General features: G+C 37.1%; 13 protein-coding genes and 1 pseudogene. 12 read left to right on the forward strand and 2 right to left on the reverse strand.

All coding sequences use genetic code 11. The features are described from left to right. Positions 1 to 328: 328 nt before the first annotated feature. Positions 329 to 1699, forward strand: a complete 1371-nt coding sequence (locus T323_RS0115135) for an MATE family efflux transporter (protein ID WP_026674032.1) — start codon at positions 329 to 331, stop codon at positions 1697 to 1699. 80 nt (positions 1700 to 1779) lie between these two features. On the opposite strand, the gene T323_RS26885 is transcribed toward T323_RS0115135, so the two are convergent. Both T323_RS26885 and T323_RS29785 read right to left on the reverse strand, forming a co-directional pair. Then, positions 1780 to 2127: a GyrI-like domain-containing protein gene (locus T323_RS26885; RefSeq protein ID WP_505579019.1), complete on the reverse strand. Its 348-nt coding sequence runs from the start codon at positions 2125 to 2127 to the stop codon at positions 1780 to 1782. Positions 2128 to 2144: 17 nt separating this feature from the next. Continuing rightward, the gene (locus tag T323_RS29785) at positions 2145 to 2270 is read right to left on the reverse strand and encodes a hypothetical protein (protein WP_373279339.1); all 126 of its coding nucleotides are present in this window, start codon (positions 2268 to 2270) and stop codon (positions 2145 to 2147) included. Positions 2271 to 2526: 256 nt separating this feature from the next. Here T323_RS29785 and T323_RS0115145 point away from each other — a divergent pair, with 256 nt between their 5' ends. From T323_RS0115145 to T323_RS0115190, 11 genes and pseudogenes are all read left to right on the forward strand, one after another. Continuing rightward, positions 2527 to 6300: a DEAD/DEAH box helicase gene (locus T323_RS0115145; protein ID WP_051556560.1), complete on the forward strand. Its 3774-nt coding sequence runs from the start codon at positions 2527 to 2529 to the stop codon at positions 6298 to 6300. After that, positions 6301 to 7050 carry a hypothetical protein gene (locus tag T323_RS0115150; RefSeq protein ID WP_026674034.1) on the forward strand — a complete coding sequence of 250 codons (750 nt, stop codon included), beginning with the start codon at positions 6301 to 6303 and terminating at the stop codon, positions 7048 to 7050. It begins immediately after the preceding gene. A 4-nt stretch (positions 7051 to 7054) separates the two neighbouring features. Continuing rightward, the gene (locus T323_RS29580) at positions 7055 to 7177 is read left to right on the forward strand and encodes a hypothetical protein (RefSeq protein ID WP_281175742.1); all 123 of its coding nucleotides are present in this window, start codon (positions 7055 to 7057) and stop codon (positions 7175 to 7177) included. A 227-nt stretch (positions 7178 to 7404) separates the two neighbouring features. After that, positions 7405 to 7605: a helix-turn-helix transcriptional regulator gene (locus T323_RS0115155; RefSeq protein ID WP_026674035.1), complete on the forward strand. Its 201-nt coding sequence runs from the start codon at positions 7405 to 7407 to the stop codon at positions 7603 to 7605. After that, the gene (locus T323_RS0115160) at positions 7602 to 8048 is read left to right on the forward strand and encodes a hypothetical protein (RefSeq protein ID WP_026674036.1); all 447 of its coding nucleotides are present in this window, start codon (positions 7602 to 7604) and stop codon (positions 8046 to 8048) included. The genes T323_RS0115155 and T323_RS0115160 overlap by 4 nt, the downstream gene beginning before the upstream one ends. Before the next feature lie 27 nt (positions 8049 to 8075). After that, positions 8076 to 8606: a DinB family protein gene (locus T323_RS0115165; RefSeq protein ID WP_026674037.1), complete on the forward strand. Its 531-nt coding sequence runs from the start codon at positions 8076 to 8078 to the stop codon at positions 8604 to 8606. A gap of 18 nt (positions 8607 to 8624) precedes the next feature. Then, the gene (locus tag T323_RS0115170) at positions 8625 to 9269 is read left to right on the forward strand and encodes a DUF3885 domain-containing protein (RefSeq protein ID WP_026674038.1); all 645 of its coding nucleotides are present in this window, start codon (positions 8625 to 8627) and stop codon (positions 9267 to 9269) included. A gap of 200 nt (positions 9270 to 9469) precedes the next feature. Further along, the gene (locus T323_RS0115175; protein ID WP_026674039.1) at positions 9470 to 9952 is read left to right on the forward strand and encodes a small multi-drug export protein; all 483 of its coding nucleotides are present in this window, start codon (positions 9470 to 9472) and stop codon (positions 9950 to 9952) included. A 314-nt stretch (positions 9953 to 10266) separates the two neighbouring features. Beyond that, positions 10267 to 10669: pseudogene (locus tag T323_RS26890) on the forward strand (GNAT family N-acetyltransferase). Positions 10670 to 10867: 198 nt separating this feature from the next. Further along, entirely contained in the window at positions 10868 to 11170 is a 303-nt protein-coding gene (locus T323_RS29790; protein ID WP_026674040.1) for a TIGR04104 family putative zinc finger protein, read from the forward strand. 214 nt (positions 11171 to 11384) lie between these two features. Further along, positions 11385 to 12032: a DUF421 domain-containing protein gene (locus T323_RS0115190; protein WP_026674041.1), complete on the forward strand. Its 648-nt coding sequence runs from the start codon at positions 11385 to 11387 to the stop codon at positions 12030 to 12032. Positions 12033 to 12428 lie beyond the last annotated feature (396 nt).

Raw genomic sequence — 12428 nt, forward strand, 5'->3', positions numbered from 1 at the left:
GACATTTGTTCCGCTATTTTAGTCAAAAATACCCTTTTTTAAAAGCTATCGGACATCTATTCCGTTATATTAAAAAAACAGAGTGTCTTCGATGGTTTTATCGTAGAATAGCGGAATAGATGTCCGCAAGAAATGTAAAAAGGGGCATATTTCATAAAATAGCGGAATAAATGTCCATTATGATAAAAGACATGGTTACCTCTTTCAATTTATTTGCTAGTTTAGTAAAATAAGCATACTATCTTTATTTATTAATAGATTAATAAAAATGTTAATCAATAAAGATAAGATAAGCAGTCATATTCTAATCGTCAGCGAAGGAGTCAATATGTCTACATCACAAGTGAAAAAACTATCGCTAATTGCCGTAACGTGGCCGATTTTCATTGAATCATTGTTGCATATGTCGTTAAGAACAGCAGATACGTTTATGTTAAGTCAAGTTTCAGATGAAGCGGTGGCCTCAGTCGGTGTCGCAAACCAAGTCATTATGTTCATGTTTTTTTTATTCCAATTTGTAGCTACAGGTACATCAGTGATTGTGGCTCAATATTTAGGGGCGAAGAAATATGATGAGATTAATAAATATGTAGGAAATGGCATTTTACTTAATTTCTTTTTTGGTTTATTTGTTGCGACGATATTAATTGTATTTAGCAAACAGTTTTTAAGTATATTTCAATTAGAACCACACCTTTTAGCAGAAGCACGAATCTTTCTCATTATTGTTGGGGGAGCTTTAGTTTTTCAAGCAATGAGCATTACAATGTCTGTTATTATCCAGACATACGGGTTTACGAAAGAAACGATGTTTGTTAGTGGTGGGATGAACATTATTAACATTATCGGTAATTACCTTTTTATCTATGGTGCACTTGGATTCCCACAATGGGGAGTGACAGGTGTAGCGATTTCCACAGCAGTTAGTCAAGGGATCGCGTTTATTACGTTTGCATTAGTGCTTTACTACCGAGTCAAATTAAAAATTACTTGGAATGACATGATTGAAATTCAAAAAGAACGGTTGAAAAAAGTGCTAGGCATTGGCATCCCATCATCGATGACAATTATCTCGTATTCTTTAAGTCAAATTGTTACAACTTCATTTATTACTTTATTAGGCACGCAAATGTTAGCGACTAGAATCTATACGTTAAACCTACTCTTCTTTATTATGATCCTAGGTATCTCGCTAGGAAGAGGTTCACAAATTATTACCGGGCATTTAATTGGGGCTGGCAAGATGGACGAAGCGTTCAAAGTCGGCAGGCGCAATGTTCGTTTGAGTATCGTCTTAGCGTTACTGATGACTCTAGTCATTGTCTTGATAAGAGAACCATTGCTCGGTATCTTTACTGAAGACCCGGCCATTATTCAAATGGGGGCATTGTTATTAATCTTAGGTTTTTTATTAGAGCCTGGAAGATGTTTAAATCTCGTATACGGAGCAACATTGCAGGCCGCTGGTGATGCCCGCTTTATGATGATGGTTTCTGTTCTCGTCATTTGGCTCTTTAGTGTTCCATTATATTATTTATTAGGGATTCATTTTGGCTGGGGTCTAATAGGAATATGGGCCGCTTTTATTGCAGATGAATGGGTTCGTGGTATTTTGTTATGGGCTAGATGGAGAGGAAGAAAGTGGGAGGAGAAAGCTCTCGTGAAGCAGAAAAAGCCGAAGGAAGAAGCGACGGCATAACTACGAAAACCCTTTGTTCATATGAACAAAGGGTTTATTACTATCTAGAAAAGAGTCTTTGGAATTGTAGCTATGTAACGTTAAAAAGATGTAAGCTTCACGGGGAAATGCAACAAAAAATCCGCCACTCTTCGTTCTAAAGGAGAGTGTATTTTCGAATACATTTCAAACCCATAAGTACCTGCTTGTTCATATTCTGATTCATGAATCCATTTATATAATCTATCATAAGCTTCACCAGCTTTATCGATGTCTCCTTGATATTCTAAAACAGCATAAGTTGCTTTAGGGAGATCATATGAAATCATACCGGCTGGTGGTTCAACATCAGTACTAGTTTCTACACCAGCGATCCATATAAATGGGTCTGTGTCAGGGTTGTAGTTGGGAGGGTCAATGAAAATGCCATAAGTAATAGGAAGGCCAATTGCACCATGAACCTCATTTACTCTTTTATTAAAGGATTGTTGGAGTTGAGAATAATCTGTTGTTCTCTCGTATCTTGTAATAAAGTTTCTAGCTGCATTCCTATGATATGCGAAGCTTCTCTTTCAATGATTTTAATCGTCATTACTTTCATCTCCTATTCACACTTTTTATTGGGTTGCTAGAAATGTAATATAAATAAGTGGTCAAGTTGGGTAAATTATATAATGTATTGTAGGTTGTTACCATATTTTTCATATGTGAATTTTTCGATTCATAAGCATTATAACAGAATGTAAATAAAACCAAATCTCACATTCTACCTAGTAGATTTTAAAGAATATGCTATAATTTCTAATGGATAAAAAAACAGTTAAGGTCGGATTTTAGTGGGTGGACATATGAAAATTCAAAATAGAACGCCATTTCGTTTTCCAGTCACTTTAACGAATAAGGCGAAAGACAAGATGCGGGAGCTCCGTCTTGATGAGCGCTCGCTTTTTTCGTTGCAAAAATCATTTTATATATATATCGAGAAATATCCTCAAGAAGCAGAGCGTCTGCCTTCGATTGCCTTATACTTAGATCGCGAGAAGAATAAGAAGTTTGCTGAGGTGTACAAAGACATTGTCGTTGTTTTGCACTGTTTAGTGGAAAAAGACAAGTTCCTAGTCGTAAATGTAACGACTAGGTCAGCTCAAACACCCGTGGCAACAAATTGGCGTCGTGCGGCAAATCTCACATTTCAATTACATGATAATAGCGGTGAGCGGCTTTCTTATGATTTGCTAGACTTAATTCATACCATGCCAGTGGCCCAGGAAAGTTCAATGTATGTGAAAAAGCGTATCACCAGCTGGGAAGGTTATTTGAGAATTCAAGAGCGGTCTGCAGATATTCCAGACATGACGACACGCTATTCAAAGCTTGTTTTTAATGGGAATTTTAGTCGCGTGACGATAACAGGGATAGAGATAGGAACAAAAGAGTGGAAATCTCTTAAAGATTTAAGTGTGAAGCTGAAAGGGATCGACCAAGATATCGGAAAAGTAATTAAGGCGAATCGATCTGAGAAGACAGTTGAAGTGGAATTACACGGATATATGGAAGAGCGGGCCCGAAAACAACAGCTACATGTTCATCCGAAAGAAGTCGTCTTTAGTAATTTTGCGACATTAAGTCAAGTGAAGCGACTACGCCAAGGCTTTAAGCATTTAGAAAGCGGGCGAGCGGTGAATCCGAATCTTGAGCGCCTATTGTTTGAAAACAAGCCACCAGTCGAACCGATAAAGAAACCGGTACAAGTTAAATTCCATAATCGCCTGAACGATTTTCAACAAAAAGCAGTCATAGGTGCGATGTCAGCAAAAGACCTTTACGTCATTCAAGGCCCGCCTGGAACGGGAAAAACGACGGTGATTTCCGAAATATGCTTGCAAAATGCGAGAGCAGGACTTAAAACATTAGTAGCATCACAATCGAATTTAGCTGTCGATAATGCGCTTGGTCGATTGCTTGCTAATAAAGACATTCGCATTCTTCGTGTTGGACGGACTGAAAGCATTGAAGAAGAAGGTCAGAAGTTTATCGAAGAAAACGTTGGCCAGTATTGGAAAGACCATACATTCCATGAAGTTTCTTCTCAATATCAAGCACGTGAAAAACGAGAATCCGTTATTGAAACAGAACTTGTAAACATAATTGAAGAACAAAGCAAGCTTGAAATCGAAAGAGAAAAAATTGAAGCCGAGCTAAAAGTAAAACAGGATGCAAAAGCCAAATGGAAAGAAATCCAAGCTGTAATCGTTGAACTGAAACAACAAGTTCAAGTTCTAAAAAAGGAAGAAGAATCCTCGAAGAAACAACTAACAGAGCATAGACAACAATTACAGCGATTAAATGTTGAGATTGAAGAAGACACCGCGTTTCTTAAAAATCAGCCTGACGAAGAGGCACTAGAACAAAAAGTGGAAACAAATAAGCAATTGCTAGAACAATTGCGACAAAGTGTCGCTTGTCATCAACTTGAATCTGAACTAGAAGAAAAAAACAAAGAAATCGAAACAACAACAGCTGAGTGTGAAAACTGGTTAAGAGAGCTTGATACTATCAATGCTTTAACGGCGAAAGTTAAGGACATAAAGCAAGTCGATGGATTGAAATGGATGCTGCTTGAACAAGGGTTCATCCAATCGGAAAAGATAGAAGAGTTACTCGAAAAAATAGAGGACATTCGCTACAACATGCAACAGCTTGAAAAATTACGCTCGTATTATGAAAAGCTAAACCGAGCCATTGCCTATATGGAAGAACGAGCAAAGCAAAAGGGAGTCATTTTAAAAGAACTTCACCGACAGGCGACGATGATACAAGCGCAATATACAGCGGCTGATATCGATGATTTTTTAGAACAGTTGCGCGATAAAATTAGAAATCAAGAAAATCTGTACAGAACCGATCTAGAAGGGCTTTATAGCAGAACTGATTTTATTAAACAAAAAGCCAAACGTTTTCAACGAAAAGAAACTTATGTACACCAAGCACAACAAGCTTTTCGCTTGCTAAAGCAAGAAATTATAGAAGAGTTTGAGCGAAAACAGCTTGAAGCAAAACCGATAATTGAAAAGTCAAAACAAATGATAGAGACAGTGAAAAGCGAGAGAATGGCACTTCAAGAGAAGCTAAAGCAAATGAAGGCTTCAATAGAAGTAATACCAAATGCGAATGAGCTTCTTCCACAAAAAGAAGCACAAGCGCTTGAACTAAAAGAACATTTACAACAAATGATCACTGTTAGAAACCGTTTGAAAGAAAATGAAGCAAAGCGCACAAGCGATGCTGCGATTATTCTTGAAGAGAAACAAACACTTACACAAATCGAGACTCGACTACGTGAGAAAGCTATCTTAATCGTTGAAAAAGAACAAGAGCAGGAAGCGTTCAATGCATTGCTATCAACAGAACCAGAACAAAAGCATGAACAAGTGTTAACACAAGTGGCGAGCTTGTCTTTGAAACAAACATCATTAGAAGAGGAAAAGCGCAGACTTCCACTTTTTCAGTCGGTTCAAGGAAAATGGTTAGCCTTGTTAAAAGAAGCAAATGAACATGACTTGGATGAAATCCGTAAGCTTTATGTGAAGCATGCCAATGTCATTGGAACCACTTGTGTGGCGTCAGCTAGGAAAGATTTTATTGACACATATCCTGCTTTTGATGTCGTCATCATTGATGAAGTATCGAAAGCAACCCCACCAGAGCTATTATTGCCGATGCTAAAAGGGAAAAAAATCATCCTAGTCGGTGATCATCATCAGCTACCTCCTTTACTTGGAGATGATACGCTTGAAGAAACTCTTCAAGAAATGGCAGATGGAAATGGCGACTTTGAAGGAAAAGAAGAATTAAACAAGCTTCTTAAAGAATCGTTATTCGAACGGTTATTTAAAAACTTGCCGAAAAGCCATAAAACGATGCTTGCGATTCAGTATCGCATGCACGAAAATATTATGGAAACGATCGCACCATTTTATGAGCAGGAAAATGAGCGACTTCAATGTGGCTTAACCAATTCTGATTTTGACCGTGACCATAAACTAGAATCAATTCACATCAAGCGTGACAACCACTTTATTTGGATGGCCATGCCGAATGAGTCTGCTTTTTTCGAAGAGCGAATGAAAGGTGGAAAAAGCTTATATAATCCGGCTGAATTAAACAAAATTGCTGACATGTTAAAAGAAATTGATGAAGCTGTCTTTGAAGCAAAACAGGCCGGAAGAATGAAGGAAGATGAACAAAAAAGCGTCGGTGTCATTAGCTTTTATGGAGAACAAGTAAAACGAATTGACCGTCTCCTCCAGCAAGAGCTCCGCTTACAACATGTCACACTCCGAACAGGAACCGTTGACCGCTTTCAAGGAATGGAGATGGATGTCATCATCGTAAGTATGGTCCGAAATCACGAGAACAAACATGATGATATCGGCTTTGCTAAAGACTATCGCCGTTTGAATGTCGCGTTATCAAGAGCAAGAGAATTACTTGTCCTTATTGGAAGTACAACGATGTTTACCGAGCGACCGAAACAGGCAACAACAAGAAACATGTATAAACATGTATTCGACGTGGCCCAACAGCAAAACGGATTGCGCTTACTAGAAGAGGTGAAGTAGTTGGATAAATTAAGAAAACGGCTAAGGACAAGTGTACTTGAACAATCATCTGTTGAAGTCAAAAAGGAAGCGGTTTGGCATTTGCCCGTTACAACATATGAAATCCAATTCCAAAAAGTGAAACGCACAAAAATGGACATTTTGATTAAAATGATGCTGCTCACCTTCGAGGAAACGGATATCCGCCGAGCCGCCAATCTATCAGAATTACTGTTAGTCGAGGAATTATTTATCACTGATTTGATTGAAAAGTTGCAACGAACCGGCTTAATTCGAGTTGAGCAAGGTGTATACAAGCTAACAATGAAAGGACATAACCAGCTAAGAAACGGCATTGTCGAGGAAGAACTAGATGACGAGTGGACAGAACTTATATACAGCGCGAATCATGAGGAGTTTTGGTCAGAGACAGTAGAGGTTGTCACAAGTAAATGTGAAAAATTATTGCCATATCGTTATGCGGAGGAAGACGATGAGGCTACAGTTAAAGCTGATGACATTCTCCCTGTCTTAGCCGAGCGAGAAAATGGCTTTGATGAAGTTGGATTACAAGTAGTTGTATCTGAAATTAAAAGCATCGACAAGCAACAAGTTGAGCTCATTCCATGTATTGAGTTTCAACTTTACAACGGTGAACAAGACATTTATTTTGCCCGAGTTTGGAATTTAGCGCTAGAGCGTTGGGATGATATACTTGAGAAACAAATCGAAGAGAACGAGTTAGGAAAGTGGCGGGAGCAGTGGGGATAGACTTGTGATAATGGTGATTTGTGGTGACTTCGTGATTCTATCTATCGGACATCTGTTCCGTTATATGATGAAAAGAAGAGGTGTTGACCACCGATTTTTAATAACTAACGGAACAGATGTCCGTTAGAAATTGAAAAAAGCTTGTTTTGGATGAAATAGCGGAATAAATGTCCGAACGAGCCATACATAACAGGACGATGCTTAGTTTGGGCATCGTCCTGTTTCATTATAATCATCGTCCTTTAGAGAAGCAGATTAAAAAGTTGAATTGTAAGATAATTGACATTTCGCACTATGTTATGTAATATATATCTTACATATGTAAGATATATATTACTTTGGATAGGTGAACCTATGAAAAATCAAGTCAAAATAACAAGAATACAAATCGGAATGACCCAAGAACAATTGGCAAAAAAAGTGGGAGTAACTCGGCAAACGATTGGACTTATTGAGAAAGGGGAGTATAACCCAAGTCTACAGCTTTGTATCGCGATAGCCAAACAGTTACATAAAACATTAGATGATTTATTTTGGGAGGGTGAGAGCAAATGAAATCGTGGATAACCCCACTATTACCTCATGATGAGTATAAAGAAAAAAGGATTTTATTTTTTTTCGCAGAAGGAGGCTTATTACTATTCCTGTCCATTGTTATTATGCTAGTGAGTAGTTATTTTTTCACGATAGGCTTACGCTTTGGACTGTTCTTTCCTATAGCAATCTTTCTTTTGTATGTCACAGCTCGGTACACGTTTGCGGGAATAGAGTATCCGTTTATCGCTTCGGAAAAAGCATATAAACGAGAGTTTAGGTTAATTATCGTAAGAACTATCACTTTTGTCATCATATTTTTTTTACTTTATCTGCTTTTAGTAGATATCCAGCAAGAATGGAGAGACGTCGTTGGATTGGTAACTGTGGTTTCTATCGTGACTTTTCTCACAAACTATATCTCTTTAAAAATGTCCTACAAGAAAAACAAAGAGCTTTTATAAACTCATTTGTAATAAGGGGGGATGAATATGATTTTTGATTTAAAGGGAGAACCAACAATGTCACCAATAGTCGGGATGTTATTTTCAGCGGTAAAAGAAAACAATCGACGTCTCCAATTCATCACGAGTGGGATGTCGCAAGAGGAAGTTGATTATCAAGGTCCGCAGCAGAACGATAATAGTACGGCTCAGTTAATCAGACATCTAACATATGTTGATTTAAATTGGCTTTATCGAATCAAAGGGGAAACACTTCCAATCTCATTAATGGAAAAATATGGTCCGATGATTGATGATAATGATAAACTTCCGCTGGTGAAAGGCAAATCACGAAATACTCTGATGACAGACTATGAAATGGTAATGAAAAAGTTAGAAGAAACATGTACACAGCTAACGGATGCTGATTTAGATCGAGTCGTTTTATTTGGGCATGAAAATGAAAAGCAAGCGACGATACGCTGGGGATTATGGCATATTGCCGACCATAGTCGTTATCATCAAGCCCATATTAATCAGCTTCGTAAATGGTATAATGAACATTCAGTAAATCGATAGGAAATGGAGAAACTTATATTGGGAATAAAGGACTATTTACATAAAACATTCCCACGACTTAGCTTGAAACCAAGCTTGTATGTACAATGGGACACCGGAGTTCATATTGAATTTGCAAAAGGGTTATATCAGTTTACTAATGATGACAAGCTTAATCCTGTTTATTTTGAAAAAGTGTACAATCAGGCACTGTCATTGTTTCATCTTTTATTTGGAGAAGAGGATGAGATGTTTCTTGTCACTAACGTATACCATCATAAGGACTGGAAGTGGAAACAAAGTAAGGTCTATCGTAGGTATGTAAAAAACAAACACTTAACATATGATGTTAAGAAACAAATGTTACCTTATCTTTATATTGATGAGGATGAAGGGGACGGGTATGTTACTTCTCAATTCAATGTACGATGTAGAAAATCAGATATAAACTATTTCTTACTCCTGAAAGCGACATGCCACGAAGACTTTTCGATACAACCAAAGCTTGGGAAAGCAAAGGACACATATTATCCAGATGTTTTCTTCGTAAACGCTACAAAGGACCTTATCTTTTTTATTTATGATGATAGGGGCTGTGAAGTGATTGCCAGTCACAAAGACAAGCTTCAGTCCATTACTAAGTGGGGTGCTGAGGAAGGCATTGAGGTTGACTATAAGAAATAAATGGAAGAAATAGAAATGATGTGTTTGGTCCGATTGTAGTTAGTAGTTATTGCAATTCTCTCCTTTATTTTTGGGAAAAAGAAGACCGTTGAACAATGAAATGAAACCTCTCCTCAAGTAAAATCGTAGAGTAATCATATTGAGTGTTTTCAAGTATACAAATAGTAATAATGAATTTATTCGTTTATGGAGGTTTTTTAATGAATTTTATTGATACGTTATGGGCTTATGTCCTTGTGTTTTTATTAGCAGCAGCTCCTTTTTTTGAAGCATATGGAGTCATTCCGCTTGCCCTTATTGCCGGTTTATCGCCACTACCTGTTATTATACTTGGGCTTGCTGGAAACATCTTTACCGTCTATCTTGTCATTGTTTTTATTAATAAAATTAAAGAATGGCGGAAAAAGAAGAAAGGCGATGATGAAGAGAAGGCACCAACAAAACGAACAATCCGAGCACAAAAGCTATGGAACAAATATGGCTTACCTGGATTGGCCATGATTGGCCCACTAGTCGTTGGTAGTCACCTTACAGCTTTCATGAGCCTAACATTTGGAGGAACAAAAAGAAAAACGGCATATTGGATGACTGCGAGCATTGTCATTTGGAGTATAACATTTGCGATTCTCATTCACTTTGGAATCGACTTATTAGGGTTTGAAAATCGAAATTACTTTGATTGATTGGAAGGGGATAGTGTAAGCTATCTCCTTTTCTTTCAGAGCGGACATATATTCCGCTATTTTAGTAAAAATGCTTGTTTCTCAAATGCTATCGGACATCTGTTCCGTTAATTCGTTAAAACAAGGAAGATTACTAGTGAAATTGGCAAAATAGCGGAACGGGTGTCCGTAAAGTTTTCAAAATCGGGTGTTTTGGTGTAAATAGCGGAATAGATGTCCGAACCGTCAGTTAAATAAATTAGGCAAAGTTCAAAGGAGACAACGAAATGCCCATTCATATTACAAGAGAGTTTACGAAAGAAGATAAATAATATATTGATGACGAATTGTACTTTTATAATGTAAAGCACTTCCCAAAAGATCTTGGTGGGAGATATGAAGAAATCGGCTTATTCGTAAAAGGTGATAACGGAAGCGTTTGTGGCGGTATGTTAAGTGCAGTGTGCTGGAATTGGATGGAGATTTATTCTCTTATCATTGATGAAGATATTCGAAACGCTGGCTATGGTACGAAACTGTTAAAAGAAACGGAGAAAATAGCAATAGAAAAAACAATGTGACTTTATCAAAGTAGATACGTTAAGTTTTCAAGCATTAGAGTTTTATGAAAAAAATGGATATCAAGTATTTGGCATGATTGTTAATGTCGGGAGAGAGTTTAAACATTATTATTTAAAAAAGGATTTACAAAAAGCTGAAAATAGCAAGGACTTGTAAACCATCTGAAACGGTAAGGAAAACAAAAAAGTCTCATTATAAACATAAGAAAGCATAATTTTGGTCTAGCAGTGAAGCTTTGACAGCTTATTCTAGAATAGAAAAACAAAGGAAAAATATTACTTTTTGTAGTATGCTTATTATAATCGTTATGTTGTCCTACTAAGGTAATTAAATAATGTAGAATGGGGTGTTGAAATGGTAAAGTGTACTAAATGTCATCAATCATTACGGTGGATTGATGTTTTTAAGGCAAATTGGTTTTATAGTGCAGTCGAATGCGAAAAATGCGGAACAAAATCTAAGATAACTAATTTATCGAGGTTAACTGTAGTCGTTTTAACTGTAGTACCGCTTTTAGTATTTGGCTTGTTTTTATCCCCATTTGAAAATGTTTTGGTTACCATGATTCTGGCTGTCTTCATTGCACTGGCAGGCTCTTTGTTAACACCTTATTTTGTAAAATATAAGCCCGTCGAAAAAAGCACTTCAGTGCGCTAACTCAATAAAACAAAACAAAGTCATATTGAATGGATATGGCTTCTTTTGTTCCTAATAAACCACATGTATGTAAAGAAAGGTATACTTTTGTAGCTAAATTACAATTTCATTTCAACAGAGTAAAAATGCATTTGTGACTCCTAAATTGGAATAATACTAAATATAACCAATAAAAAACATTGATGAACGTACAAATGTAGGAGGAGTTTTCATTTTGAACGAAATTGTAATTACACTACTACGAACATTTATCGTGTTTCTAGTGCTGTTAACGATGTTTCGTTTTATGGGGAAGAAAGAGTTAGGTGAAATTAGTTTACTTGATGTCGTTGTCTCCTTAATGATTGCAGAGTTAGCTGTCATATCGATTGAAGACCATAATATATCATTGATTCGTGGGCTTGCCCCGATTTTCTTATTGATTTTGCTACAAGTCATTCTTGGCTCGATTGGAATGAGGAATCAATCGTTCCGCAAGCTTGTAGAAGGAAGTCCGGTCATGTTAATTGAAGATGGCAAGCTCATTCAAGAAAATCTTCAAAAGCATCGCTACACATTAGACGATATCTTGTTTCAACTTAGACAAGCGAAAATCGCGGATATAAGAGAAGTCGAATATGCTGTGTTAGAACGGTCTGGTACATTATCAATTTTTAGAAAAGGAGAAGAGAACAGCCAATTCACATTACCTTTAGTTTTGGATGGGGTTATTCAAGAAAATAATTTGCGAATCATCAAAAGAACGAAAGACTGGTTGCTCACTGAATTGGAAAAAGAGGGCTACTACACCGTTGACCATATTTTTTATTGTAGCTATATGGATGACTCGTTTTTTATTGAAATGAAAGACCATGGTACTTAATAGGGGGCTTGATTTTATGCCTAGTAAAACCGTAACGGACACCTGTTCCGCTGATATGAACAAAACTGTCAAGTCCCCCCCACTTTTTTACGTTTTTGGGCAACCTTAATAAAAGAACCTTGTTGCTTCTTTTTTTAGATTAACCAATCTGGTTAGACTATTTCCTTCGACCTTAACAACTCCCACTCAATTGGACGATAGGTTGTCAAGTGCTTTCCTTGACGAGCTATCGTCCAATTGAGATGCTGTAAAGAAGAGAAGGAAGGGTAAGCACACGGCACGAAGGCAAAATATTTTTAACACCGGTTGGCATTCTGATATACGTGGATTCACACAATTTATAATCCGTCTAGAGGCCTTTCACTAACTATTTACGTGCATTCACCTTGTAGAAGG

Origin of the sequence: Alkalihalobacillus bogoriensis ATCC BAA-922 (assembly GCF_000621445.1) — a bacterium.
GTDB lineage: Bacteria > Bacillota > Bacilli > Bacillales > Bacillaceae_F > Bacillus_AO > Bacillus_AO bogoriense.

Excerpts from the sequence above, each read along its gene's own strand:
- T323_RS29785 (WP_373279339.1), bottom strand. The coding sequence starts at position 2,270 with ATGACGATTAAAATCATTGAAAGAGAAGCTTCGCATATCATAGGAATG.
- T323_RS0115145 (WP_051556560.1), top strand. The coding sequence starts at position 2,527 with ATGAAAATTCAAAATAGAACGCCATTTCGTTTTCCAGTCACTTTAACG.
- T323_RS0115160 (WP_026674036.1), top strand. The coding sequence starts at position 7,602 with ATGAAATCGTGGATAACCCCACTATTACCTCATGATGAGTATAAAGAA.
- T323_RS0115155 (WP_026674035.1), top strand. The coding sequence starts at position 7,405 with ATGAAAAATCAAGTCAAAATAACAAGAATACAAATCGGAATGACCCAA.
- T323_RS0115175 (WP_026674039.1), top strand. The coding sequence starts at position 9,470 with ATGAATTTTATTGATACGTTATGGGCTTATGTCCTTGTGTTTTTATTA.
- T323_RS29790 (WP_026674040.1), top strand. The coding sequence starts at position 10,868 with ATGGTAAAGTGTACTAAATGTCATCAATCATTACGGTGGATTGATGTT.
- T323_RS0115165 (WP_026674037.1), top strand. The coding sequence starts at position 8,076 with ATGATTTTTGATTTAAAGGGAGAACCAACAATGTCACCAATAGTCGGG.
- T323_RS0115135 (WP_026674032.1), top strand. The coding sequence starts at position 329 with ATGTCTACATCACAAGTGAAAAAACTATCGCTAATTGCCGTAACGTGG.